General features: G+C 60.4%; 23 protein-coding genes. 6 read left to right on the plus strand and 17 right to left on the minus strand.

Features of this window, described 5'->3' with window-relative positions:
• Nucleotides 1-23 precede the first annotated feature (23 nt).
• From kdgD to kduI, 3 genes are all read right to left on the minus strand, one after another.
• Nucleotides 24-935 (minus strand): 5-dehydro-4-deoxyglucarate dehydratase, encoded by a 912-nt coding sequence (gene kdgD, locus BLU28_RS23125; RefSeq protein ID WP_004444985.1) that lies wholly within the window; start codon nucleotides 933-935, stop codon nucleotides 24-26.
• Nucleotides 936-1,047: 112 nt separating this feature from the next.
• On the minus strand, nucleotides 1,048-1,791 hold the full coding sequence (gene kduD, locus BLU28_RS23130; RefSeq protein ID WP_077987635.1) for a 2-dehydro-3-deoxy-D-gluconate 5-dehydrogenase KduD: 744 nt from the start codon (nucleotides 1,789-1,791) through the stop codon (nucleotides 1,048-1,050).
• Nucleotides 1,788-2,612 (minus strand): 5-dehydro-4-deoxy-D-glucuronate isomerase, encoded by an 825-nt coding sequence (gene kduI / locus BLU28_RS23135; protein WP_077987636.1) that lies wholly within the window; start codon nucleotides 2,610-2,612, stop codon nucleotides 1,788-1,790. Before kduI ends, kduD begins: the two co-directional genes overlap by 4 nt.
• A 137-nt stretch (nucleotides 2,613-2,749) precedes the next feature.
• On the opposite strand from kduI, the gene BLU28_RS23140 reads away from it, so the two are divergent.
• The 3 genes from BLU28_RS23140 to BLU28_RS23150 all read left to right on the plus strand — a co-directional run bounded on the left by BLU28_RS23140 (nucleotide 2,750) and on the right by BLU28_RS23150 (nucleotide 4,747).
• Entirely contained in the window at nucleotides 2,750-3,547 is a 798-nt protein-coding gene (locus BLU28_RS23140; protein ID WP_077987637.1) for an NAD-dependent epimerase/dehydratase family protein, read from the plus strand.
• 107 nt (nucleotides 3,548-3,654) lie between these two features.
• A complete protein-coding gene (locus BLU28_RS23145) occupies nucleotides 3,655-4,392 on the plus strand; it encodes a FadR/GntR family transcriptional regulator (protein ID WP_004444990.1) in 738 nt (245 codons plus the stop codon).
• A 37-nt stretch (nucleotides 4,393-4,429) separates the two neighbouring features.
• The gene (locus tag BLU28_RS23150; protein WP_077987638.1) at nucleotides 4,430-4,747 is read left to right on the plus strand and encodes a cupin domain-containing protein; all 318 of its coding nucleotides are present in this window, start codon (nucleotides 4,430-4,432) and stop codon (nucleotides 4,745-4,747) included.
• 8 nt (nucleotides 4,748-4,755) lie between these two features.
• On the opposite strand, the gene BLU28_RS23155 is transcribed toward BLU28_RS23150, so the two are convergent.
• From BLU28_RS23155 to BLU28_RS23180, 6 genes are all read right to left on the minus strand, one after another.
• Entirely contained in the window at nucleotides 4,756-5,988 is a 1,233-nt protein-coding gene (locus BLU28_RS23155) for a M24 family metallopeptidase (protein ID WP_077987639.1), read from the minus strand.
• Between the two features lie 320 nt (nucleotides 5,989-6,308).
• On the minus strand, nucleotides 6,309-8,312 hold the full coding sequence (locus BLU28_RS23160; RefSeq protein ID WP_077987640.1) for an aldo/keto reductase: 2,004 nt from the start codon (nucleotides 8,310-8,312) through the stop codon (nucleotides 6,309-6,311).
• Nucleotides 8,313-8,357: 45 nt separating this feature from the next.
• On the minus strand, nucleotides 8,358-9,443 hold the full coding sequence (locus BLU28_RS23165) for an ABC transporter ATP-binding protein (RefSeq protein WP_077987641.1): 1,086 nt from the start codon (nucleotides 9,441-9,443) through the stop codon (nucleotides 8,358-8,360).
• Between the two features lie 11 nt (nucleotides 9,444-9,454).
• Nucleotides 9,455-10,291: a carbohydrate ABC transporter permease gene (locus BLU28_RS23170; RefSeq protein ID WP_077987642.1), complete on the minus strand. Its 837-nt coding sequence runs from the start codon at nucleotides 10,289-10,291 to the stop codon at nucleotides 9,455-9,457.
• Nucleotides 10,288-11,148 carry a carbohydrate ABC transporter permease gene (locus BLU28_RS23175; protein ID WP_022562661.1) on the minus strand — a complete coding sequence of 287 codons (861 nt, stop codon included), beginning with the start codon at nucleotides 11,146-11,148 and terminating at the stop codon, nucleotides 10,288-10,290. Before BLU28_RS23175 ends, BLU28_RS23170 begins: the two co-directional genes overlap by 4 nt.
• A 254-nt stretch (nucleotides 11,149-11,402) precedes the next feature.
• A complete protein-coding gene (locus BLU28_RS23180) occupies nucleotides 11,403-12,674 on the minus strand; it encodes an ABC transporter substrate-binding protein (RefSeq protein WP_077987643.1) in 1,272 nt (423 codons plus the stop codon).
• An 86-nt stretch (nucleotides 12,675-12,760) separates the two neighbouring features.
• Between BLU28_RS23180 and BLU28_RS23185 the strand changes: the two genes are divergently transcribed.
• Nucleotides 12,761-13,657, plus strand: coding sequence for a helix-turn-helix domain-containing protein (locus BLU28_RS23185; RefSeq protein ID WP_169692187.1), 897 nt, complete (start codon nucleotides 12,761-12,763; stop codon nucleotides 13,655-13,657).
• Between the two features lie 58 nt (nucleotides 13,658-13,715).
• Here BLU28_RS23185 and BLU28_RS23190 read toward each other — a convergent pair whose 3' ends face one another.
• Nucleotides 13,716-14,570 (minus strand): AraC family transcriptional regulator, encoded by an 855-nt coding sequence (locus BLU28_RS23190; protein ID WP_004445008.1) that lies wholly within the window; start codon nucleotides 14,568-14,570, stop codon nucleotides 13,716-13,718.
• A 124-nt stretch (nucleotides 14,571-14,694) separates the two neighbouring features.
• On the opposite strand from BLU28_RS23190, the gene BLU28_RS23195 reads away from it, so the two are divergent.
• Together BLU28_RS23195 and BLU28_RS23200 are read left to right on the plus strand one after the other, a co-directional pair.
• Nucleotides 14,695-15,891: an MFS transporter gene (locus BLU28_RS23195; protein ID WP_004445010.1), complete on the plus strand. Its 1,197-nt coding sequence runs from the start codon at nucleotides 14,695-14,697 to the stop codon at nucleotides 15,889-15,891.
• A gap of 85 nt (nucleotides 15,892-15,976) precedes the next feature.
• Nucleotides 15,977-16,873, plus strand: coding sequence for a LysR substrate-binding domain-containing protein (locus BLU28_RS23200; RefSeq protein ID WP_006700384.1), 897 nt, complete (start codon nucleotides 15,977-15,979; stop codon nucleotides 16,871-16,873).
• A gap of 24 nt (nucleotides 16,874-16,897) precedes the next feature.
• Here the strand turns inward: BLU28_RS23200 and BLU28_RS23205 are convergent, their stop codons facing one another.
• The 7 genes from BLU28_RS23205 to BLU28_RS23235 form a co-directional block, all read right to left on the minus strand.
• Nucleotides 16,898-18,178, minus strand: a complete 1,281-nt coding sequence (locus tag BLU28_RS23205) for a TRAP transporter large permease (protein WP_077987644.1) — start codon at nucleotides 18,176-18,178, stop codon at nucleotides 16,898-16,900.
• 3 nt (nucleotides 18,179-18,181) lie between these two features.
• Nucleotides 18,182-18,733, minus strand: coding sequence for a TRAP transporter small permease (locus BLU28_RS23210; RefSeq protein WP_004445019.1), 552 nt, complete (start codon nucleotides 18,731-18,733; stop codon nucleotides 18,182-18,184).
• 129 nt (nucleotides 18,734-18,862) lie between these two features.
• Nucleotides 18,863-19,858, minus strand: coding sequence for a DctP family TRAP transporter solute-binding subunit (locus tag BLU28_RS23215; RefSeq protein ID WP_004445022.1), 996 nt, complete (start codon nucleotides 19,856-19,858; stop codon nucleotides 18,863-18,865).
• A 22-nt stretch (nucleotides 19,859-19,880) separates the two neighbouring features.
• The gene (locus BLU28_RS23220) at nucleotides 19,881-20,783 is read right to left on the minus strand and encodes an NAD(P)-dependent oxidoreductase (RefSeq protein ID WP_077987645.1); all 903 of its coding nucleotides are present in this window, start codon (nucleotides 20,781-20,783) and stop codon (nucleotides 19,881-19,883) included.
• A gap of 12 nt (nucleotides 20,784-20,795) precedes the next feature.
• Nucleotides 20,796-21,098, minus strand: coding sequence for a putative quinol monooxygenase (locus tag BLU28_RS23225; RefSeq protein WP_077987656.1), 303 nt, complete (start codon nucleotides 21,096-21,098; stop codon nucleotides 20,796-20,798).
• A gap of 17 nt (nucleotides 21,099-21,115) precedes the next feature.
• Complete coding sequence (locus BLU28_RS23230; protein WP_175477729.1) at nucleotides 21,116-22,474, minus strand: NAD(P)H-dependent oxidoreductase; 1,359 nt, start codon at nucleotides 22,472-22,474, stop codon at nucleotides 21,116-21,118.
• 262 nt (nucleotides 22,475-22,736) lie between these two features.
• Nucleotides 22,737-23,750 carry a LacI family DNA-binding transcriptional regulator gene (locus BLU28_RS23235; protein WP_048902871.1) on the minus strand — a complete coding sequence of 338 codons (1,014 nt, stop codon included), beginning with the start codon at nucleotides 23,748-23,750 and terminating at the stop codon, nucleotides 22,737-22,739.
• Nucleotides 23,751-23,813: the final 63 nt, after the last annotated feature.

A 23,813-nucleotide genomic window follows, 5' to 3' on the forward strand; every position in this document is an offset into this window, starting at 1 on the left:
GCTCCCCTCCCGTTATGCCGTGATCAGGCTTTGCGCTTGTGCGTGCCGATCAGGGCTTCGAGCATGCCGATTTCCTCATTGGTCAGGTCCTTCAGCGGCGCACGCACCGGACCGGCATCGAAGCCCTGCAGGCGGACGCCGGCCTTGATGGCGGAGACGGCATAACCCTTGGCGCGGTTGCGGATCGCCATGAATGGATAGAAGAAATCGACAAGAATGCGCTCGCAGGTGGCACGCTCGCCGGCGCGCAGCGCTGCGTAGAACTCGTTGGCAAGGCCGGGCACGAAGTTGAATACGGCCGAGGAATAGGTGGTGAAACCGGCACCGAGATAGGCTTCGGCGAACAGTTCCGCGGTTGGCATTCCGCCGAGATACATCAGGCGGTCCCCCATCTTGGCGGTGATCTGGCGAACGAGGCCGATATCGCCGGTGCCGTCCTTGAAGCCGACAAGGTTCGGGCACTCGTCGCACAGCCGCGCCAGCGTATCGGCCTGAAGAACCGAGTTGTCACGGTTATAGACCATGACACCGATGCCGACCGACTGACACACCTTCTTGATATGGGCGTAAAGCCCTTCCTGCGGCGCATCGATGAGATAATGCGGCAGAAGCAGGATGCCATCGGCACCGACCTTTTCGACGGAGCGGGCGATATCGACCGCAATTTCAGTGCCGTAACCGCAGCCGGAAACGATGGCGGTTTCGCCGGCGACTTCCTTGGCGGCGGAAACGATGGTCGGAATCTCATCCGGCTTCAGCGAAAAGAACTCGCCGGTGCCGCCTGCGGCAAACAGCACCGGCGCCTTGTAACCGGCAAGCCATTCGACATGGGCCCTGTAGCTGTCGGCAGCGAAACGGCCCTCGGAATCGAAATGGGTGACCGGGAAAGACAGAAGGCCGGAGCCGAGAGCCGTTTTGATTTGTTCAGGGTTCATGATCGGTATTCCTTTGAAGTTCAATGACCGAAAGTCACCTAAACCACTTGCCGTATATTTGTCAACAATTCATCATACAAGTTATATGATGAATTTTACAGGCGGGCGCGGCTCAGCGCGCCAGCCAGCCGCCATCGACATTGAGAATGGCGCCATGCACATAATCCGCCGCCGGCGAAGCAAGGAAAACCGCCGCCCCGGCTATATCGTCTGAATGACCCCAGCGGCCAGCCGGAATGCGCTCGAGAATGGCCTTGTTGCGGGCCGCATCCGCGCGCAGTGCCTCTGTATTGTTGGTTTCGATGTAACCCGGCGCAATCGCATTCACATTGATGCCCTTCGCCGCCCACTCATTTGCCAGAAGCTTGGTGAGACCGGCGACGCCATGTTTTGCAGCCGTATAGGACGGCACACGAATGCCCCCCTGGAACGACAGGAGCGAGGCGATATTGACGACCTTGCCGGCGCGGCCGTTCGCCAGCAGCTCCTTTGCAAAGGCCTGCGTGGTGAAAAACAGCGCCTTGAGGTTGACGTCCATCACCTCGTCCCAGTCCAGCTCGGAAAATTCAACGGAATCGGCACGGCGGATGATGCCGGCATTGTTGACGAGAATGTCGAAACCGGCACCGGCAAAACTGTCTTTTGCCGCCAGCGGATCGGCAAAGTCGATAGACAATGCGCTGGCCTTGCCGCCGTCACTCGCGATGATGGCAAGCGTTTCATCCGGCGCACGACGGGCGGCGCAGACGACGTCCGCGCCGGCAGCGGCGAGACCCACCGCAATCGCCTGGCCGAGCCCCGTATTCGCGCCGGTGACGAGCGCCTTGCGCCCCTGAAGCGAAAAGGGGTTCCTCATTTCAGGTCTCCCGGCTGAATGAAGTCCATGTCGGTATAGTCGACATTGTCGCCGGCCATGGCCCAGATGAAGGTGTAGGAGCCGATGCCCGCACCGGAATGAATGGACCAGGGCGGGGAAATCGCGCCTTCTTCATTTGAAATGAACAGGTGGCGGGTCTCCTGCGGCTCGCCCATCAGGTGCAGCACGCGCGACTTTTCATCCATGCCGAAATAGAGATAGGCCTCCATGCGACGGTCATGAATATGCGAGGGAATGGTGTTCCAGACCGAGCCGTCCTCCAGTGTCGTATATCCCAGCACCAGCTGACAGCTTTCCATGACCAGCGGATGGATGAACTGGTTGATGGTGCGCTTGTTGGAGGTTTGGGTTGCACCAAGCTTGACCTCCTTGCTGTTCGCCAGCGTCACCAGCTTCGCCGGCAGGCTGCGATGCGCCGGGCACGAGGTGATGTAGAATCGCCCGGCGCCGTCGAAGGTCACCGCGCCGCTGCCGGCACCGAGATAAAGCACGTCACCGCGGTTCAGCGTGTAGGTTTCGCCGCCGGCGCTGACCGTGCCCGCCTCACCGATGTTGACGATGCCCATTTCACGCCGATCGAGGAAGGAAGGCGTCCTGGTTTCCTCCACCTTGTCGAGCGTCAGCGGCTTTCCGTCAGGCACGGCGCCGCCCATCACGAAGCGGTCGTAATGGGTGTAGATCAGCCTGATTTCACCGGAACGGAACATGTCGCTGGCGAGGAAATGCCGGCGGAGACCTTCGGTATCCAGCGTTTTTGCATATTCCGGGTTCACGGCCTGCCTTGTTTCGACGGTCAGCATCAAACTCATCCTTCATGATTGTTGCGTATGGCACATAATATATGTTATCCGCTTTTTGTACGATCTGTATGACAAGGTCAAGAGGCGCTGCCATATCTGACTGCGTCGATGACGTATAATGCTGATGGAGAATTGCGATGAAACGGCTTCTTGTTACCGGTGCGGCAGGTCAGCTCGGCCGCGTCATGCGCGAACGCCTCGCACCGGTGGCCGAGATATTGCGCCTCGCCGATCTTGCTCCGCTAGACCCGGCAGACCCGAACGAGGAATGCGTGCAGTGCGACCTGGCGGACGCAAATGCCGTGGATGCCATGGTCGCCGGTTGCGACGGGATTATCCACCTTGGCGGCATATCGGTGGAAAAGCCGTTCGAACAGATCGTTCAAGGCAACATCATCGGGCTTTATAATCTCTATGAAGCCGCCCGCGCCCATGGACAGCCGCGGATCGTTTTTGCCAGTTCCAACCACACGATCGGTTATTATCCCCAGACGGAGCGTCTTGGCCCCGACGCCCCCTTCCGACCGGACGGGCTTTACGGCGTCTCCAAGTGTTTTGGCGAAAACCTGGCCCGCATGTATTTCGAGAAGTTCGGGCAGGAGACGGCGCTTGTGCGCATCGGTTCCTGCACCCCGGAACCCACCAATTATCGCATGTTGTCCACCTGGTTCTCGCACGACGATTTCGTATCGCTGATCGAAGCGGTATTTCGGGCACCGATCCTCGGCTGCCCCGTTGTATGGGGTGCGTCTGCCAATGACGCCGGCTGGTGGGACAATTCGCATCTCGGTTTTCTCGGATGGAAACCCAAAGACAATGCGGAGGCCTTCCGGCGGCACATTGTCGAGACAACGCCGAAACCCGACCCCGGCGATGCCATGGTGCGGTTTCAGGGCGGTGTTTTCGTCGACAACCCGATCTTCAAGGCGACGTGAAAAGCGGCAGGGAACGTTCCCGGCAGGCGGTGGGATTGCAAGCCGGGCCGCGAATAACGTATCGAGGAACGGTAGACGCAACCGATATTTTTAGAACGGCGACGAAGATGACAAGAACGACGACCTCCGAACCGGCAGCGCCACAGGCCAAAACGCTTGTGGTGAAGGTTTCGGAGGAACTCCGCAGCCAGATCGCCAAGGGCCGCTACAAGACTGGCGACCGCCTGCCATCGGAAGCGCAGATGACACAGGAATTCGGCGTGAGCCGAACCGTTGTGCGCGAGGCGATTGCCTCCCTGCGCTCAGACGGTCTCGTCGAACCGCGTCAGGGCGCCGGTGTCTTCGTACTGGAGCCCGCCCCGGTCGAACGGCGGCCTTTCCATAATGTCGATCTGGCCCGCGTCTCCTCGCTGATCGAAATGCTGGAACTGCGCACCGCGGTGGAAGGCGATGCCGCGGGCCTTGCTGCGATCCGCCGTTCGCCGGCGCAGGAAGAAAAGATCATCGAGGCCTTCGACGCCTTCCGCGCCAGCGCCGCCAAGGGCAGCCCGACGGCCGAGGCCGATTTCGCCTTCCATCTGGCCGTTGCCGAAGCGACCAACAATCCCCGCTTCAGCGAGTTTCTGCAGGTGCTTGGCCCGACCGTCATTCCCCGCCGCGCCGTGGCCGAAAACGGCTCCGAGACCGTGCTTTCGCCCGCTGATCTCAGCCGTCTGGTGGGAGAGCACGAGGCGATACTGATCGCGATACAGGACGGCGACGAGGAGGCGGCGCGAAGCGCCATGCGCAACCACCTGAAAAGCAGCCAGATGCGATACCGCGCGATGTTGCGCGCACCGCGCTGAGATTGCCGCCTGAACCGCATTGACTGAGGAGAAAGATATGCAGCAGCTTCCGACCTTCCCCACTGTTTCGCCCGACGATGGCGTAGAACGCACCGTGCTTTCCGAAGCGCCCGAACTGATGGTGGTATCGTTCCGTTTCAAGACCGGCGCGGAAGGCAGGCTGCACAGCCATCCGCATGTACAATCGACCTATGTCGCCAGCGGCAGCTTCCGCTTTTACCGTGATGGCGAGGCCTACGACCTCAAGAAGGGCGATAGCCTCGTCATTCCCGGCCATATCGAGCATGGCTGCCTGTGCCTGGAAGAGGGCGAACTGATCGACTGCTTCACGCCGCGCCGCGACGATTTCCTCTGATCCGGCGATCAGTCCGCAGACAAATCCCGCAGGGTGCGTGGCAGGCTGTTCATGCACTCTGCGCCAGATGCGGTGACGAGGAACTGGTCCTCGATCATAAACGCACCCACGACTTCCCCATAAAACGGCGCTTCGAGCGCAACGACCATGCCGGGAAGGATGACTTCCGGATTGTCGTGGGAAAAGAACGGCCATTCCTCGATACCGACGCTGCCACCAACGGAGTGGCCGAAGTGGCCGCGATAATATTCACCGAAGCCGTCCTTGCGCATCGAGGCCAGCATGGCGGCGTGCACTGCACCGAATGTATTGCCCGGGCGGAGCGCGTCCAGCCCGCGGGCGAAGGCCGCTTCCAGAGCCTTGAAGATATCGCCCGCCAAAGGCGAAACCGGCCCCCATGAAAAAGTCCGCGCGCCATCCGAAGAATAACCGTCCACCAGCGTGCCCACATCGGCCTTGATCAGCGCACCCGGCGCGACCGCTGCCGTCATATCCGACAAAGCCGGGCCGACCGAAATGTAGTCCCAATGCCCGCTCAACGAAAAACCGGATTTTGCGGCATATGCCTGCGCGCCGGATTTCCAGGCGGCAGAGAGTTGACCAAGGGCCGCCCCCGGTCGGACGGCGGCTGCCATCTCGACCAACCCCGCCTCGGCGGCGGCTGACGCCTGCCTGAGAAGGTTGATCTCGCGTTGGGATTTCACCGCCCTCAGACGTTTCAGCACCGTCGAACCATCAACCCAGTTCACCTCGGGCAGCGCCTGACGCAGGGCGAAAAAATCGGCGGCGGGCATGAATTCAAGGTCGGCACCGATGCGCGCCGCGGACAGTCCGCGCTCCCGCAGCAGATCGGAGAGCAGGCCGAAGCAGGCGGTACGATCAAATGTCTCTGGCCGCGCCCCACCGGAATTGTTGCGGCGATAGGCATCATCCACCTGCGCGATGGTTTCCACACCCGAAAGATCGACCAAATCGATCCAGATGCGATGGCAGCGCAGATCGATATCAGGTGCCGCCCTCCTGATGATCGACGCGGCATGATCACTGACGACAGCGGCCAGCCCTGCCCCGGTATCGGCAGGCACCAGCGCAATTGCGGAACCCGCTTTGCCCCACATGGTCGCAACACCGGCAGGCGCACCAACCGCATAACGAAAGGCCTCAGGCTGGAACAGTACCAGCGCATCAATCTCCGCCTCCCGCATCAGCTGCTGGGCGCGGCCTCGGTCGATATCGCTCATGGGAACTCCGGTGATTGTTTGGCGGCAGGTTTGTGAACCTACGCTTTAGCAGTCACCGGGATAGGAAAGAAGGTGGAAGATGATGTCTCAACCCTGAGAGTCGTCAGTTGGAGCGAGCGGGTGCAACTCGTTTCTTCTCCCCGCCGGGGAGAAGTCCGCGGCAGCGGGATGAGGGGGGGCTCCGGTAGAGATATCCGGAGAGCTAGCCCCCTCGTCCGACCCTTCGGGCCACCTTCTCCGCGGCGGGGAGAAGAAATATGCCGCAACGGTTTGCCCTATCCGAAAGAGGCGGCAGATAAATCCTCAGCCTCAATCCACTCTTACGCCTCCAGCCACTTCACCTGCTCGTCCGTCAGCGCAATATCCAGCGCCGAAAGACTATCCTCCAGCTCCGCAATCGTGCGCGGCCCGATCAGCGGGATGACCGGGAAAGGCTGGGCGATGACATAAGCGAGAGCGATATGGATTGGGTGGCGCCCGAGTTTCTGCGCAAGCTCGATCGCCCGATCGCGACGGACGAAATTGCGGTCGGAATACCAGACGCGGACGATTTCCTCATCGTCATGCTTGTCCCGCCCTGCCCGCTCGGTGAAGAAACCGCGCCCCTGGCTGGACCAGGCGAAATTTGGGATTTGTCGAGATTTCAGCCATTCTTTCCATTCGTCATCCGATGCCGCCACGCAGCCTGCCCAGATGGGATCGAGCATTTCGGCAAGCGAAAAATTGTTGGAAAGGGCGCCGGGGGCCTGCTTGCCGTTCTTCTGCGCGTAAGCCGCGGCCTCATCCATGCGCTCGCGCGTCCAGTTCGAGCCGCCGAAAATGCCGCGAATGCGCCCGCGCCGGACTTCGGCATCCATGGCATCGACGAACTCGCCAACCGGCACGTCGGGATTATCGCGATGCATGAAATAGGCATCGACATAATCCGTCTTCAGGCGCTCAAGCGACTGATCGAGTTGCTTGGCAATCATATCGGGGTAGCAGAGCGGCGAATGCGCGCCCTTGCCGATCAGCACGATCTCTTCGCGCGGCACGTTACGGCTGGTGTGCCAGTCACCAAAAATCGCTTCCGTCTTGCCGCCGCCATAAACATAGGCCGTATCGAAGAGATTGCCGCCGGCCTCGTAAAACGCGTCGAGCGTCAGGGAAGCGGAAGCAAAATTGGGGAAGAATTCGAAGCCGAGCGCGACGACCGAAGCGGGCTTGGCAAGGCCCGGTATCTGCCGCTTCGGAACCACGTTTCCGGCCACGACCTTGCCACCGGCAATATTGGCGATGCGCGACGTCGCCTTTTCGACGCTGTATTCCAGCCCGACGGAAGCCCGCCACTGGTCCATGACGCGCAGGTTGCCGAGGCTGTCCGCCCAGGCCATGCCGGGTGCATCGAATTCCTTTTTACCCTGGCGAATTGCTTCGCCCGCCGCATCGACCTCGAAGGAATAAAGCCAGCGATCCTCCGGCAGCTCGATGGTTTCGACCTTGTCGCCCCTGATGATATCGATCCGCCCGGTGCCGCCCTTGTGGCCGGCGGCAAACCAGAAATCCCTGACCTCGATCCGGCCGTCCGAGCCGATGATGCGCAGCACATTGTCCTGCGCCGCCATGATCGAGCACGAGACTTCGGCGACGATGCCGTTTGGGAATTTCAGCACGGCCGAGGCCCATTCATCAACGCCCGACTGGCCGAGATGGGCAGCACCCGCCACTTTTTCGGGCTCCGCAAAAGGCTTTCCATCCACAGCGCCTGCGATCATCCGCACCATGGAAACCGGATAACCGCCGACATCGAGAATGCCGCCGCCCGCGGTTTCATTGGCGAACAGCCGGTGATCGGCCCGGAACGATCCCATGTTGAAACCGAAGCTGGATCGGATGATGCGGATATCGCCCACCGCGCGGGCTTTCACCAGTTCCAGCAATTTCGCCGTCTGCGGATGCAGGCGATACATATAGGCTTCACCGGCAAAAACGCAGGCCTTTTTCGCCTCATGGAAAATGGCGTCGGCGTCATAAGCGGAAATCGCGATAGGCTTTTCCACCAGCACGTTTTTGCCCGCCCGGATTGCCTTGATTGCCCACTCGGCATGGCCCGTATGGGGCGTGGCGATATAGACCGCGTCGATATCGGGATCGGCAAGCAGCGCATCGTAACCCTTCACAATGCGCGCGCCTGCAAAAGCTTCGGCAAGGCCGGGCTTGTCCGGATTGCGCGTGGCGATGGCCTCAAGCCTGCCGGTGCGGGAATGGGCGATACCGTCAGCAAAGGTTCTGGCGATGGTGCCCGGGCCGATGATGCCCCAGCGGATCGGTTGTTCGGTGGTCATAAAATCCTCGTCTTTCGTATCGGTCTTGGGTGCTTGGGAAAGGGTTCAGCGCAGGCGTTCGCCCTTGCTGTCGAAAAGGAAAGCCCGGCGGGCGGAAAGGCCGACCGTCAGCCGGTCGCGATTGCCGACATCACGCGATTCCGGCCGCTCGATGATGAGCTGCTCGCCGCCTTCGGTTCGGGCATAGACATAGCTGGTATTGCCGAGATGCTCGGCGACATCGACATGCACGGTGAGATCGGCATCGACCCCGCCCGCATCGGCAAAATGCTCCGGCCGGATGCCGAGCGTGACCCTCGCGCCCTCGTTGACGCGCTCTTTGATCGGCAAAGTCAGCCGCACCGCAGGATCGCTGTCGAGAGCGAGCGTGACGCTGTCGGCGCCGCCGCCGATGACAGTGGCGTCGAGAAAGTTCATCTTCGGCGAGCCGACAAAGCCGGCGACAAAGCGGTTGGCGGGATCGTCATAGAGATCGAGCGGCGCACCCACCTGTTCGATATTGCCCGCCCGCAGGACCACGATCTTGTCGGCCAGCGTCATCGCCTCGGTCTGGTCATGCGTCACATAGATCATCGTGGTGCCGAGTTGCTTGTGCAGGCGCGAAATTTCGACGCGCATCTGCACCCGCAGTTCCGCATCGAGGTTGGACAGAGGCTCGTCGAACAGGAAGACCTGCGGCTCGCGCACAATGGCTCGGCCGATGGCCACACGCTGCCGCTGGCCGCCGGAAAGCTGTTTCGGCCGGCGATCCATCAGTTCATTGATCTGCAGGATTTCGGCGGCGCGGTTGACCCGCTTTTCCGTATCGGCCTTTGGGTTGCCGTTCATCCTGAGGCCGAAGGAGAGGTTTTCGGCCACCGTCATATGCGGATAAAGTGCATAGGACTGGAACACCATGGCAATGCCACGATCGGCCGGATCAGCATCACTGACCGTCTTGCCGCCAATCACGATATCGCCGCCGGAAATATCCTCCAGCCCCGCGATCATTCTGAGAAGCGTGGATTTTCCGCAGCCGGACGGGCCGACAAAAACGACGAATTCCCCGTCTTTCACCTCAAGGTTGGCGCCATGGATCACCTCCAGCGCACCGTATCGCTTGACCACGTTTTTGAGCGAAAGTTCCGCCATGCGGCCTCCCCTTACTTGACTGCCCCGGCTGAAATGCCGGCGATGAAGTGACGCTGCAGGACCACGAAAACCACGAGAATGGGTGCGGTCAGCAGCACCGCGCCGGCCATGATGCCGCCCCATGACACCTTGGTGAGCCCGATAAGGGTGCCAAGCGCCACGGGTGCGGTCATCATTCCTGGGCGGGAATTGATGAGAAGCGGCCAGAGGTAATTGTTCCACGAGGCCAGGAAGAGAATGATGGAGAGCGCCGCCATTGTGGGCCGCGCCAAGGGCAAAGCAATGCGCAGAAAAATCTGCCATTCCTTGACGCCTTCCACCCGCGCGGCATCGAAAAGCTCCGTCGGCATCATCGAGAAGGATTGCCGCATGAACAGCACGCCGAGCGAGTTGAAGAGCGGCGGCACGATCAGCGCCACCCAGGTATTGGCGAGCTTGAATTCCCGCGCCACCATGATGAATTGCGGAATGACGACGACTGCAAACGGCAGGGTGATGGTGCCGAGAATGATGGCGATCACCACGCCGCGTCCCGCAAAACGGTAACGCGCCAGCGCCCAGCCCGCCATCGACGTCAGGAAGACCGAAAGGACGGTGTAGATGCAGGCAACGGTGATCGAGATGAACATGGCCCTGAGGAAATTCGTATCCGCCTGCAGGTTGCTGAAGTTCTCGATGAAGTTGGTGGACGGCACCAGAACGATATCGGGGCTGAAGATGCCGTAATCCGGCATCGTCGAGAACACGAACATCATCCACAGCGGAAACAGCCAGATGACGGCAAGTGGCGTCAGCACCGCGTGCAGAGCGATCTTTTGCCAGAAAAGCAATCTCGATTTCGATCTCATTTCGGCTCCCTCCCGACCCAGAGATTAAGCAGCGAAATGGCGATGGCGAGCGCCGCCATGGTGTAGGCGATGGCCGAGGCGTACCCGAAATTGAGCGAGGTGAAGCCCTGCCGATAAAGGAAAAGTCCCAGCGTTTCCGTGCCGCCGCCCGGCCCGCCCCTGTTGGTGATGAGGAAGGGTTCGGCAAAGAGCTGCATGGTGCCGATGACCGACAGGACAACGCAGAACAGGATGATGGGCTTGAGGAGCGGCAGCGTGATATGAAAAAACTGCTGGCGCTTGCTCACCTTGTCCAGCGTCGCCGCCTCATAGACATCGCCGGGGATCGATTGCAGACCGGCGAGAATGATGATGGCGTTATACCCCGCCCAGCGCCAGGTCACCGCGATGATGACCAGCGCCATGGCCGCATTGGCATTGTCGAACCACGAGATGGGCGCAAGGCCGACTGACGTGATGAGCTTGTTGATGATGCCAAAATCGGCGCTGAACATCAGCCGGAACACCGCCGCATAGGCCACCTCGCCGACAACGACAGGCGCGAAGAAGGCAAAACGATAGAGCGGCCGCGCTTTCAGCAGCGGCGAATTCAGGAGCACCGCCATGACGGTGGCGAGCGCGATCATGACCGGCACCTGAATGACCAGAATGATCAGCGTATTGTAAAGCGCGTTATAAAATGCCGGATCGGAGACGAGCCGCCCCCAGTTCATGGACGGTGCAAACCGCCACGGGTTAATGCGGGTATTCTGGAACGACAGCATGAACGAGCTGATGATCGGCCAGACCCAGAAGGTGGCGAAAATCAGGAGATAAGGTGCAAGGAACGCATAAGCGATCCTGTTCCTAGACGGCATGACGACCTCCAGATGCCGGACATGGTCCGGATAAATGGAAAAGCTTGGAGGCCTGCCCCCGTTTGAGGGCGAGACCATTGCAAGACGGTGCGGCCTGTTTCTTCTCCCCGATCGGGGAGAAGGTGGCCCGAAGGGCCGGATGAGGGGGCAAGCTCTCGGTTTATCTCCACCCTTGCCCCCTCATCCCGCTGCCGCGGACTTCTCTCACTCGGCGAGAAGAAACCCGTGGCACCCGCTCGGTCGTGGCCGCCGGCTTACTGCGCCACCGGCAGCCCCGTCGCCGTTTCGATCTGCTTTGCCGCATCATCGAGCGCCGCCTTCGCATCGGGATAGCCACCTGCGAAATATTTCGTCTGCGTCGCCTTGTAGATCGCATCCGCATCGGACTGGAATGCCGTGCCGCGGCTTGGAACGATCTTCGGCAGCGTGGCGAGAATATCGGTCCAGACCGCCTGCCCGCCCCAATAGGGGTGCTTCTCCTTCACGAAGGGATCGTCGATGGCTGATAGCAGCGAGGGAACGAGGCCGAAGGATTTCAGCATCGTCACCTGGCCCTCATTCGTGGTCAGCGCGTAATCGATGTATTTCCATGCGGCTTCCTTGTGCTCGGACGTCGAACTGATCGCCAGCGAAGACCCGCCGAGATTGGCCGCATGCGGACCGTCAGGCGTGAGGCTCGGCATCAGATAGACGCCCCATTTGCCCGCGAGATCGGGCGAGCCGGAGCGGATCGTGCCCTCGTACCAGGCGCCATACATCTGGCTTGCCGCCTTGCCGGCGGTATTGGCCTGGATCTTTTCATCCCAGATCGCCGCCGTGATGATGCCGGCGTCCTTCATTTCCTTGACCTTTTCAAGGGTCGCGACACAGGCGGGCTGGTTGATGGTAATGTTCTGGCCATCGGTCGAAAAGTAACCGCCTCCCTGCTCATTGGCGATCATGCGGAACCATTCGCTATCGCCGTTGAAGTCGGCCTGCGCCATGACCGTTCCGGGATTGGCAGCCATGACCTTCTTGCCGGCGGCGATGAAATCATCCCAGCTCTTGATGGTGGCCGGATCGACGCCTGCCTTTTCATAGAAGTCGCGGCGATAGAAAACCGCTACCGGGCCGGAGTCCCACGGAACCGCATAGGCGACACCGTCAACCTCCAGTTCCGTGCGCTTGAAATCGGGGAAAAGCGCCTGTTTCTCAGGCGTATAGCCAAGTTCGGTCAGATTGGCGAAACAATCGGGGAAACGGCTCCAGAACAGTTCCGCTTCGAAATTTTCAATGGTGACGATATCAGGAAGACCATCGCCCCCGGCGGCGCAGGCGGCCAGCGTCTTGTCAAAAACCTGATTGTTTCCAAGGTCTTCAACGACGATCTTGATATCCGGATTCTGCTTGTTGAAGCCCTCTACCGTGGATTTCAGCGCGGAAGCCGCGACATTCCAGCTCCAGATGGTGACGGTCTCGGTTTGCGCGAAAGCCGGGGCTGCAAGAAGCAGCATGGCCGTAGACGCGCCAAGAAATTTCAAGCACATTGAAAACCTCCCTTTTTCAATTGCCGTTCTTCAGCGAACATGGGCACATTACCGGCGGCAGGAAATCTGTCTCGTAAAAAGGGAACATCGATTTGGCGGAAAGTAAGATTGCTGAAAGAGCCTTCTACCAGCCGGGTGCAAGCAGCATCGAAGGCATGCCGACAACCCTTCAGCTTTTTCACAATCACCCGCCCATCATGCTCAGGCCACACTGGCACGCGCAGGTGGAGGTGAATTACGTGATGGCGGGATCGGTGCATTATCGCATGGGCGATCATGACCTTACGCTTAATTCCGGCCAGATGTGCATCTTCTGGGGTGGCCAGCCGCACCAGATGGACCACTCTTCCGACGATTCGTTTTACGCCGGCGCGCATCTTCCGCTCGTGCACTTTTTCCGCATGCGCCTGCCCGCTACCGTTTCGAGCCTACTGATGGGCGGTGCGACGATGGTGAGTGCTGAGACGGACAAGGCAGACGCCGAAAATTTCGGCCGCTGGTTTCGCTATGTCACCTCCGGCGACCCGGCGAAAGCCCAGCACGCGGTGGAAGAATTGCTGCTCAGGGTCGAGCGGATGTTCCTCGAGCCATACTCCGTCATATCTTCCGCCGCCAGCGGCAAACGCAGAGAGAATGATGAGGGCATGGCGCCCTCCATCGGCGTGGTACGCATGTGCGATTTCATTGCCGCCAATTTCCTCGACGATATCGACGCAACCGACATCGCCCGCGCCGCCGCGCTTCACCCGAAATATGCGATGAACCTGTTCCGCAAATCCACCGGCATGACGCTGATCAAATATCTGACCCTGCTCCGTCTTTCGCGCGCGCAGGCCATGCTGATGACGGGCAAGGACAATATCCTGCAGATCGCCATGGAAAGCGGTTTTGGCTCGGTCAGCGCATTCAACAAGGCATTCCGCCAGATATCAGGCATGTCGCCTTCCGATTTCCGCCGCGACATGCGGGCGGCGGCGGCTTAGGGTGCCCTCCTCGTTCCTGTGCTCGTCACAGGGATGAGGTTGAGTGAGCACCCCAACCCTAGCCACCCATCTCTTCAAAATCGGGAAAAGCAGCGCTGCGCTGCCGCGCCGCCTGTCGATAAGCCCGGGGCGAGCTGCCCAGCATTCGCCGGAACATCGTTGTAAAAGCGGGGATGTTTTCATAACCGGCATCCAGCGCCACGTTCGTCACGGCCTCCCCCGCCGCCAGCCGCGGCAGGGAGGCGAAGATGCAGGCCTGCTGACGCCATGTGGCGAAGCTCACCCCCAGTTCCTTGCGAAACAGACGCGTAAAGGACCGGCGGCTGATGCCCATGGCCGCCGCCCAGTCATCGATCTCCACCCGCGCCACGGGCCTGTTGAGGAAATCCCGGCAAAGCGCTGCCAGCCGCTGATTGTCCGGAAATGGCAAACCCAAAGGGCGTTCCGGGAGGCGGTTCACTTCATCCAGCAAAAGTGCGCGCACGAGACCCTGCCGGTGAAAAGCAGCTGGCTGATGTTCCTCGGCCAGCAACTCGGAAATGAGGCTCGAGGCGAGATCTGTTATTTCCACGACCCTTGGAGACGTTGCCTGGAAGAGATCGGGATGGACGTAGATGGAGTGCATCTCGACATTGGAGATGACTTCGGCCTCATGTTGCAGACCGGCGGGAATGAGCAGCCCGTGACCCGGCGGTATCATCCAGCGCCCATCCGCCGTGCTGACCAGCACCACCCCCCGGCGCGCGCACCATATCTGCACGCGACTATGGTTATGGGGCGGCGTGCGATGCCCCGTCGGATAGATGCGATGGAGCGCCAGCACCGGCTCATTGGTGCCGTCGATCAATTTCAGGCTGCGCTCATGCTCCTCGAGCGTCACACCGACTGTCTGTCGCGATTTGATTTTTGCCATTTGGCCCACTCACAAAGAAAATCGTCCAGAACACAAATGCAGGCCAGACACAATATGAATAAAAGCGGGAGCAAATAAAGACATGTTTCCCGTTTCATCGGCGGGGATCTGGAGAGGATAATTCATGGCCACCGTCACCAGCACCGGGTTCAACCCGCAACGCACGGCGTTTTCAATCATCGCAGCCGCGAGCTTCTGCCACATGCTGAACGACATCATGCAATCGCTGCTGACGTCGCTTTACCCGTTGCTGAAAGCCAATTACGCGCTCGATTTCGTACAGATCGGACTGCTTACCTTCGCCTTTCAGGTCACGGCATCGCTGCTGCAGCCGGTCGTCGGCATGGTGACAGACCGTTGGCCCATGCCGTTTTCCCTGCCAGTGGCCATGCTCTCCACCTGCGCCGGCCTCATCACGCTCGCCTTTGCCCATAGTTTCGAGGTTCTGGTGATTGGCGCCTGCCTCATCGGCATCGGCTCGGCGATCTTCCATCCCGAAGCCTCGCGCGTTGCCCGCCTGGCATCCGGCGGCCGCCATGGTCTGGCGCAGTCCTTCTTCCAGGTGGGTGGGAATACCGGCACGGCCATCGGCCCGCTGCTCGCCGCCTTCATCGTCATTCCGTTGGGTCAGTCGAGCCTCAGCTGGTTCTCGCTGATTGCGCTCCTCGGCTTCGGCGTGCTGTCCTGGGTCGGCGTCTGGTATACCCGCCACCGCCGCGCAACCGTCGGCAAGGCTCCGGCCAGCCGCGCCCTGCCGCTCTCACGCGGCACCGTGATGATGACGCTTCTGGTGCTGGTGGTTCTGACCGCCACCAAGAATGCCTATCTCGCCAGCCTGTCGAGCTACTTCACCTTCTACACCATCGACAGGTTCGGCCTTGGCGTGCAGGACGCGCAGGTACTGCTGTTCCTCTTCCTCGGCGCTTCGGCACTGGGCGTGTTCTTCGGCGGCCCGATCGGTGACCGTTTCGGCTCGCGCGTCGTCATCTGGTTCTCGATCCTCGGCGTCATTCCCTTCGCGTTGATGCTGCCCTATGCGAACCTGTTCTGGACAGCCGTTCTGGTCGTCGTCATCGGCTTCGTCTTCTCTTCCGCTTTCTCGGCCATCGTCGTTTTCGCGCAGGAGCTTGTGCCGGGCCGCGTCGGCCTCATCGCCGGCATGTTCTTCGGTTTCGCCTTCGGTTTCGGCGGCATCGGCGCTGCGGTTCTGGGGGTCTATGCGGATAAGGAAGGCATTGAATTCGTCTACCGCATCTGCTCCTACATGCCGCTGCTCGGCCTTTTGACGGTCTTCCTGCCCAAACTGCCGAGCCACCGCTAAAAGCCTCGCTTTCAACGCTTTTCAACACGGCGGTCACCTGTGATACTCGGGTGACCGCCGTATTCCGTTGAGCAAAGCCCTATCCATGCAAATCCCGATAAAATCGATCCTCGTTTTCCACGCCGCGGCAAGGGCGGGCAGCATTTCCCGGGCGGCGGAAGAGTTGAGCGTGACGCCTTCGGCCGTTTCCCAGCAGATCCAGCTGCTGGAAGGCCAGCTCGGCACGACGCTGATGGCGCGAACCGGCCGCAAGGTGACATTGACCGAAGCGGGCGAGCGCTATTTTTCGATGATCACCGCCCAGATCGAGCAGATATCTGACGCGACCGACAGCATTCGTGGTTTCCGTTCCGTCACGGCACTGACGATCCGGGCGACGCCGACCATTTCCAACAAATGGCTTCTGCCGCGTCTCGGCTCCTTTCTGGAGGAGCATCCTGAACTGGAAGTGCGCTTGGACGGCACCAACGAGCCGACCGATTTTTCGCAGGAGCTCGTCGATGTGGAGCTGCGCCACGGCGATGGTCGTTGGCCGGGCCTCTTCGTGGAAGGGCTGGTGGAAGAGGAATTCCTGCCGGTGTCCTCACCGGACTATGCCGCCACCGGAAGCCTTCAGGCCGCCGATCTGCTCGAACTGCGGCTCATTCATTCGGTGAAGGCACAGGCGCAGTGGACGCACTGGTTCCCGATGGCGGGCGTGCATTCAGACAAAAGATGGCGGCGCGTGCTGTTCGACCGCAGCCATATGGCCATCGACGCCGCGGCCGGCGGTCTGGGCGTCGCGCTGGAAAGCACGCTGATGATGGAACGGGAACTGAGCACCGGGGCGCTTGTCTGCCCCGTCATCGACGCACCGCGCATCAAGCTCGTTACCCAATGGATCGTTTGCCCGCATTCTCACCTGCGGCAGCGAAAGGTGACGCTTTTTCTGGAGTGGATGCGAAAACAACGCGACGAGTGGCGTGACCGTCGCGTTGTCTGAGTTTTTCAGGCGTACTGTTTCGGCTCAGTAGAGACCCATCAGCCGTATCGGCCCAAGCGTCAGGACCGGGAAAAGCACCAGCGCAAATATGGCGAGCGTCAGCACCGTCATCGGCGCCAGCGAACCGCGGATGACATCCTCGATCTTCATATTCGCGACCTGGGCTGCGGCAAACAGGCAGACCCCGACTGGCGGCGTCACCAGCCCGAGCGTCAGCGTCATGACAGTCACGATCAGGAAATGGATCGGATCGATACCGAGCGCTTCGACCGGCGGCATCAATACCGGAATGAGGATGAACATGGCGGGGATCGCTTCCATGAAAATGCCGATGATCAGCAGGAACACGAAGATCACGAGCATGCCCGTCATCGGCCCGAGGTTCATCGCCTTCAAGAGTTCGGCGACCTGTTCCGGCAGGCCGTCAAAGGTGAAGACCCAGGCAGCCAGCTGCGAAGTGGCGGCGATGAACAGGATGGTTCCGGAAATGCGTGCCGTCGAGATGAGGATTTCCGGCAGTTCGCGCACCGGCAGCGTGCGGTAGACGATGACGCCGAGCACCGCTACATAAACGACCGCGATGGCAGCGGCTTCCGTCGGCGTGAACAGGCCGCTGGCGATGCCGATGATAAGGATCAGCGGGGTGAGCATCGGCAGGATGGCGCGAAGTCCAGTGATGACAACCAGACGGAAGTTGAAGGGGGTCGGCGGGTTATATCCGTAGTGCACGGAATAGAAGTGATTGAAGACCAGGAAGGCGAAGGCGATGAAGAGGCCGGGCACCAGGCCCGCGATCAGCAATGTGCCGATGGACACGTTGGCGATGGAGCCGGCAATGACGATCAGGATCGACGGCGGAATGATCGAGGAGAGCGTGGAGGTGCAAAGCGTCATGCCGACGGCATAACCCTTCGGGAAGCCATGCCGCTCCATCGCCTTGATCTCGATGGCGCCGACAGAGGCGATGTCGGCGACGGACGAGCCGGAGACACCGGAAAAAATCACCGAGGAGATGACGTTGACGTGACCGAGGCCGCCGGGCAACCAGCCCACCATGGCCTCGGCGAAATCGAAAATGCGCTCCGCCACACGCCCCCGCTCCATGACGGTGCCGACGAGGATGAACAGCGGCACGGCGACGAGCAGGAAGGAGTTCATGGACGAGAACATCGTCTGCGACAGCAGGTCCATCGGCATGGAGGTAAAGAGCCAGAGCGTGCCGACGCTGGCGAGCGCCAGCGCAATGGCGAGCGGTACACCGAGCATGCTGAGACCGAAAAAGGCGACGAGAAGAAAGACCGACATGGATCAATGTCCTGCTGAAATGGAGATGTCGGCGTGTGCGATCTCGTCCGCCGGCAGGCCAAGCTCGGGAAGCGCGATGAGCTCCCGGCGGCTGCGCAGCGATTCGACGATGGCGAGCACGGCGATGATGGCGGAAACCGGCAGAACGATGCCGATGGTCCACATCGGGATGGGAAGCGTGGCGGCGGTTTCGTTCATCATGACCTGCTGGCGCACCATAGTCAGGCCCGTCCAGCCCATCATGCCGAAGAAGAACACGGATGAACCGACGTAGATCGGCACCGCGAGCCGCCGGAAGAAGCGGTGAAACAGCACGAGAAACACCACAACACGGGCGCTTTCAACGGTGCGGAAGCCGGCGGCGAGGCCCAGAAACACCATCCAGATGAAGAGAAAGCGGGTCGCTTCCTCGGTCCAGGGGAGAGGACTGCCGATGAGGCGGCCAATGACCTGGAGGAGCACGACGATGAGAATGCCGGCGCAGGCCGCGCCTGCGGCCACATCGGCGATGAGTCTTACGATGGTGCCGAGCACCGAAGGTTTCGTATCGTTCATGACAATACCCTTCCACTGCTGAAACCGGATATCCGGTAAAACGAATGCCACCCTGCCCTCACGGCAAGACGACCCTGCCTGACATTTGGGAAGGCCGGATCGAAACCCGGCCGTCCGTTTGCGGAAAGGTCAGTTCGTCTTGAGGAACGCCTGCGTCTTGTCGAAGAAGGCCTGATCCTTCACCAGAGCGGAGAATTTCGCCGAAAGGCCGGCCGCCACGGCCACGAAAGCCTTGCGCTCGTCATCGGTCAGCGCGTTCACCTCCATGCCGTTCTTTTTCAGCGTTTCCAGTGACTTGTCGATATCGGCAGCGTCGTTCTGCGCCTTCCAGGCCTCCGTTTCCACGGCAGCCTCCTTGAGCGCGGTCTTGAAGTTCTCATCAAGACCTTCAAAACGGGCAGGATTCATGCCCAGCACCCAGGCGTCGGCGATGTGGTTGCTGATCGTCAGGTATTTCTGCACCTCGTAGAGTTTGGCGCTGACCGGCACATTGACCGGATTTTCCTGCCCGTCGACCACCTTGAGCTGGAGGGCATTATAGACTTCGGCAAAAGCCATCGGCGTCGGGGCGGCCCCCATGGCGCCGAAGAATTCAACCCAGAGCGGATTGTTCGGCACCCGCAGCTTCATGCCCTTCAGATCGGCTGGGGATTTGATCGGCGCCCTCGAATTGGTGATCTGGCGCAGCGGCCGTGACCAAAGATCGAGCCCGAGAATGCCGATCTTGCTCAGATCGCCGGAAAGCTCCTTGCCGAGATCGCTGTCAAGATAGACCCGGAGCTGGTCGATATCACGGAACTGATAGGGAATGGCGATAGCTGTGAATTTCGGGTTGAATGTCGCGTAGAGCGATGTCGAATTCAGGAGCATGTCAAGCGAGCCGCCGGCCAGCTGCTTGACGCCCGCCGAAGGATCGCCGCCATAAAGCGTACCGTTTGGGAATACCTTGATCTTGAGCTTGCCGTCGGTCTTTTTTGAAACCAGTTCCGCGAACTTGTTGGCGGAAAGCGTGATTTCGGAATTGTCTGCATCCGGCGTCGACAGCGTCAGCGTCTCGGCCCGTGCAATCGATGCGACCAGCATGGTGGCGGCAAGGGCCAGCCCGTAAAGTTTTGAAATTTTCATGTGTTCCTCCCTTTGTTGTGTCTTAAACAGTTTCGAGCGTTCCTCCGAACGCATTCATGCGCTTAATTTCAAGGATCACACCGCTGTGATCAAGCTCGCCCGCGCCATGCTCGACCATGGAGCGAAACAGCCGGTCAACCTCCTCGCTGACCGGTAATGTCAGGCCGCGGCTTCTGGCGTAGGCCAGCGCCGTGGACGTATCCTTGACCTGATATTTCGCCGGCCCGCCGGGGCGGAAATCGCCCTCAACCATGCGTTTTCCGTGCTGACGGAAGACGGTGGAATCGGCAAATCCGCCAAGCAGGGCGTGGCGCACCTGTGCCGGGTCCGCTCCCCCTTCTTCCGCAAGGGTGAGAGCTTCGGCAACGGCGCAGATTGTCGAGGCGACGATCAGCTGATTGGCAAGCTTGGCCAGAGAGCCGCAGCCCACCGGCCCTACGTGCGTGACGCGGCCAAGACAACCGAGGAGCGGCCGCAGCGCATCCACATCCCGCTGTTCACCCCCGGCCATGATGGCGAGCGTTCCTTCGATCGCTCCCTTTTCACCGCCGGACACGGGCGCATCGACATATCTGACGCCGCATGCCAGGGCGGCTTCAGCCTGTTCAATTGCAATTTCAACGGGAATGGAACTCATGACAAGCAGAACCGCACCGGGTTTCATGGCTGAAACGATGCCCGGCGAACCGAGCAGAACATCGTTGCAGACCGGCCCGGAACTCAGCATGCAGAGCACCACATCCGCTTCGGCCGCAGCCTCGGCAGCCGTTACGGTCGGCTGCACGCCCTTCTCTGCCAGAACCGCAGCCTTGTCGGCACTGCGGTTCCAGGCCTTGACGGAAAACCCGGCCTCTGCCAGGCGCGCCGCCATGGGTGCGCCCATGATACCCGTACCGATAACGGCGACCTGGCGGATGTCTGCCATCGTTCCCATCCTTCAAAGCCATTGCCGGTTCAGGAAGCGCACCGGCAGTTCTTCTTCGATAAGCGCCGGGAACGCCTCGCGGAATCGGTCGAGATGCGGTGTCTTCAGGTGGTCGTCAAAAGCCTGTTTGTCGTCATAGACCTCGTAGAACACCACATTGTTTCCCGTTTCTGGCCGCACCACGTCGAATTGCCGGCAACCCGGTTCATCACGAACCGAATGGGTGGCGTCATCATGCGCAGCGTCGAGAAAGGCCTCCATCGCGTCGGGCTTGACCCGAAATTCCGCTATCACCACGAAGGCCCCCTTCGACATGTCCTGATCCCCGGCCGTCACGCCGCAGCGTCCTTTTGCGGGCGGAAGCGGTTTTCCATGTCCTGACGCAGCTTCACCACGTCGAGATCGTTGACCAGCTCCACATCCTCGAAGCTGACGATCTGGTCTTTCCTGATGGCGCGCTTCAGCTTGACGTTATGGGCGAGGCCGATCGGCAGCGCTTTCATGTCCAGGCTGCGGGTCGCTGGAATGGCGTTCGCCCAGACCGCATAACCGCCCTCACCGTCCAGCATTTCGCCGGGCTGCATGTCCTTCTTGGCTGTGGCGACGGCATCGCCGCGGAACTCCTTCGAGCAGCCGGTTGCCTCGTTTCGCAATACGGCAGAGAGCACGCTGATCGAGGTTTCGAGTCCGATGATATGGAACGGACGCCACATGGAGGCATACCAGCCGGACGGATCGGTCAGCAGGCCATATTGCTTGAAGCAGGCGCGGGCATATTCATTATGCGCCTTGAACGTGACGAAGACGCCGTAACGGATGTTGTTGAACACCTCGCGTCCATCCGGTTCCTGGCTTGCGGCGATATCCACCAGGCCTGAACGGGCCATGCGGCCGCCATCGGCGGCGGGACGGAAAACACGGGCGAGATCGTGCAGGCCGGCGGGCGGGAAAGCCAGACCGTCATCCGGGCAATCCAGCCCCGTACCATTGGCGACAGCCGCCATTTCGATGGCCGCCTTGGTGCCATCGGTGAAGGAATTATACATTTTCGGATTGAAGTCGCCCTTGGCCACTTCCTCGTCCGTCCAGCCGAAATAACCCCAGACCGTGTCCGGCGTCGAATAACGGTAACGCGGCTCGAAGTTCATGCCCTTGCCAGCGGAAACGACCTCGAAGCCGGTGGCGCGCGCCCAGTCGACAAGCTCGCAGATCAACGCCGGCTGGTCGCCGTAAGCCATGGAATAGATCAGGCCCTTGGCGCGGGCCTTTTCGGCAAGGATCGGCCCGACCATGACGTCGGCTTCGACATTGACCATGACGACGTGTTTGTTGTGGTCGATGGCGCCCAACGCGTGGCGGGCACCGGCCAGCGGATGGCCGGTGGCCTCGATGACGCATTCGATCTCACCGCAGGCGAAAAGCTCGTTCACGTCGTCGGTCACATAGGTCTTGCCGCTCTTCAGCGCCTCGGCGCAGCTCTTCGCATCGTAGCGTTCCTTCGGCCAGCCGACGCGATCCAGCGATTCCTTCGCCTTTCCGACATTGAGATCCGCAACGGCGACCATGTGGAAACCGGCGATGCGCTGCGCCTGCGCCAGCACCATGGAGCCGAACTTGCCGGCACCGATGAGACCGACCCGGACAGGTTTGCCGCCGGCTGCACGCGCTGACAGAAGAGAATAGAGATTCATGTTTTGACATCCTTCGCTGGGGAAATTGCTGGCGAGAATGTCCAGACTGCCCGGCGAAGGCCATGCGATACCGAGGCAGCGAAGGTTCACCCCTCGCGGCGCTGGCCACATGACGTTTCTGCGTTCCTCCCGGACCCCGGCACGCCTTTGCGCCGGCTCTCGCGGTCGCCTCCCAAAGCAACCTTGAGACCAGAGTAGGAGCGTTCAGATATTAGTTCTATTTAGAAAATCAGATTTTTCATTTAGTTTATCTAACAAGAAATCAGGCCGATTTGCGCAGCATCAGATCGGCGCTGAGCAGGATGCGTTCACGCATCCGCGTCGTATCATCCGTCTCATCATCCAGCTTCTGCAGCAGAAGCTCGATCGAAAGCCTACCGATCTCGTTATAATTTTGCGCCACTGTGGTAATCGGCGGGCAGGCATAACGCGACAGCGGATGGTCGTCATGGCCGGCAACCCTGAGATCGTAATCGGAGCCATGGCCAACCTTGATGCCCTTCTGGAAGGCGGCGGCGATGACGCCGAAGGCGATACGGTCATTGGCGCATAAAATGGTGCGCGATGGCAAATGCCCTGCGCCATCCAGCAGCCGGCTCGCCTCATCAAAGGCGAAACGCTCGAAATCCCAGGTGACGATGCCGGGAACATCGATGACATGCGGCTCGAAACCCAGACGCTGCATCGCTTCCTCATAGGCCGTGCGGCGTGTCGCAGCGTTGGTATTGACCTGCGGCATATCGAAGAAACAGGGCGGTTCGCCCGAACGGCAGAGATAATCCACCATCAGCCCGACACTCTGGCGGTTGTCCGTGCCGACAAAGGCCGAGGTCTCATCCAGCGGCGAATCGACGTAAACGATCGGAATGCTGGCCGCGAGCTGCTCCAGCGTGGCGCGATGGGATTTGACGCCGAGCGGCGCGATGATGGCGCCCGCAACATTCATTGACTTGAAGGTGCGGATCGCCCGGTCCTCGATTTCCGCCTTGCCATCCGACGATAGCACGAAAGCGAGGAACCCCGCCTCGTTGGCGATAAGTTCGATGCGGCTCGTCAGCGCCATGTAGAACGGATCGGTGGAGTTTGGAATGATGATGCCGATGATATTGGAACGGCGGCGGTTGAGGTTGACGGCGAAGATATTCGGCCGGAAGCCCGATTTCTTCAGCGCGTCCTCAATGGTGTCCCGCGTCTTCTTGCGGACCGAGGCCGGATCATTGAAGTATTTCGAAACAGTCGGGCGGGAAAGGCCGACGAATTCCGAAAATTCTTCCATCGTCCTGATAGATTTGGCCAAAGTGCTTGCCCCCATGAAATATTACATGTGGTACTCTATATC

The organism is Agrobacterium pusense, assembly GCF_900102105.1.
In the GTDB taxonomy this organism is placed as follows: Bacteria; Pseudomonadota; Alphaproteobacteria; order Rhizobiales; family Rhizobiaceae; genus Agrobacterium; species Agrobacterium pusense.

What these genes read in the sequence shown, in the direction of transcription:
- kdgD (WP_004444985.1), bottom strand. Translation starts at nt 935, where the DNA reads ATGAACCCTGAACAAATCAAAACGGCTCTCGGCTCCGGCCTTCTGTCT.
- kduD (WP_077987635.1), bottom strand. Translation starts at nt 1,791, where the DNA reads ATGAGGAACCCCTTTTCGCTTCAGGGGCGCAAGGCGCTCGTCACCGGC.
- kduI (WP_077987636.1), bottom strand. Translation starts at nt 2,612, where the DNA reads ATGCTGACCGTCGAAACAAGGCAGGCCGTGAACCCGGAATATGCAAAA.
- BLU28_RS23140 (WP_077987637.1), top strand. Translation starts at nt 2,750, where the DNA reads ATGAAACGGCTTCTTGTTACCGGTGCGGCAGGTCAGCTCGGCCGCGTC.
- BLU28_RS23145 (WP_004444990.1), top strand. Translation starts at nt 3,655, where the DNA reads ATGACAAGAACGACGACCTCCGAACCGGCAGCGCCACAGGCCAAAACG.
- BLU28_RS23150 (WP_077987638.1), top strand. Translation starts at nt 4,430, where the DNA reads ATGCAGCAGCTTCCGACCTTCCCCACTGTTTCGCCCGACGATGGCGTA.
- BLU28_RS23155 (WP_077987639.1), bottom strand. Translation starts at nt 5,988, where the DNA reads ATGAGCGATATCGACCGAGGCCGCGCCCAGCAGCTGATGCGGGAGGCG.
- BLU28_RS23160 (WP_077987640.1), bottom strand. Translation starts at nt 8,312, where the DNA reads ATGACCACCGAACAACCGATCCGCTGGGGCATCATCGGCCCGGGCACC.
- BLU28_RS23165 (WP_077987641.1), bottom strand. Translation starts at nt 9,443, where the DNA reads ATGGCGGAACTTTCGCTCAAAAACGTGGTCAAGCGATACGGTGCGCTG.
- BLU28_RS23170 (WP_077987642.1), bottom strand. Translation starts at nt 10,291, where the DNA reads ATGAGATCGAAATCGAGATTGCTTTTCTGGCAAAAGATCGCTCTGCAC.
- BLU28_RS23175 (WP_022562661.1), bottom strand. Translation starts at nt 11,148, where the DNA reads ATGCCGTCTAGGAACAGGATCGCTTATGCGTTCCTTGCACCTTATCTC.
- BLU28_RS23180 (WP_077987643.1), bottom strand. Translation starts at nt 12,674, where the DNA reads ATGTGCTTGAAATTTCTTGGCGCGTCTACGGCCATGCTGCTTCTTGCA.
- BLU28_RS23190 (WP_004445008.1), bottom strand. Translation starts at nt 14,570, where the DNA reads ATGGCAAAAATCAAATCGCGACAGACAGTCGGTGTGACGCTCGAGGAG.
- BLU28_RS23195 (WP_004445010.1), top strand. Translation starts at nt 14,695, where the DNA reads ATGGCCACCGTCACCAGCACCGGGTTCAACCCGCAACGCACGGCGTTT.
- BLU28_RS23200 (WP_006700384.1), top strand. Translation starts at nt 15,977, where the DNA reads ATGCAAATCCCGATAAAATCGATCCTCGTTTTCCACGCCGCGGCAAGG.
- BLU28_RS23205 (WP_077987644.1), bottom strand. Translation starts at nt 18,178, where the DNA reads ATGTCGGTCTTTCTTCTCGTCGCCTTTTTCGGTCTCAGCATGCTCGGT.
- BLU28_RS23210 (WP_004445019.1), bottom strand. Translation starts at nt 18,733, where the DNA reads ATGAACGATACGAAACCTTCGGTGCTCGGCACCATCGTAAGACTCATC.
- BLU28_RS23215 (WP_004445022.1), bottom strand. Translation starts at nt 19,858, where the DNA reads ATGAAAATTTCAAAACTTTACGGGCTGGCCCTTGCCGCCACCATGCTG.
- BLU28_RS23220 (WP_077987645.1), bottom strand. Translation starts at nt 20,783, where the DNA reads ATGGCAGACATCCGCCAGGTCGCCGTTATCGGTACGGGTATCATGGGC.
- BLU28_RS23225 (WP_077987656.1), bottom strand. Translation starts at nt 21,098, where the DNA reads ATGTCGAAGGGGGCCTTCGTGGTGATAGCGGAATTTCGGGTCAAGCCC.
- BLU28_RS23230 (WP_175477729.1), bottom strand. Translation starts at nt 22,474, where the DNA reads ATGAATCTCTATTCTCTTCTGTCAGCGCGTGCAGCCGGCGGCAAACCT.
- BLU28_RS23235 (WP_048902871.1), bottom strand. Translation starts at nt 23,750, where the DNA reads ATGGAAGAATTTTCGGAATTCGTCGGCCTTTCCCGCCCGACTGTTTCG.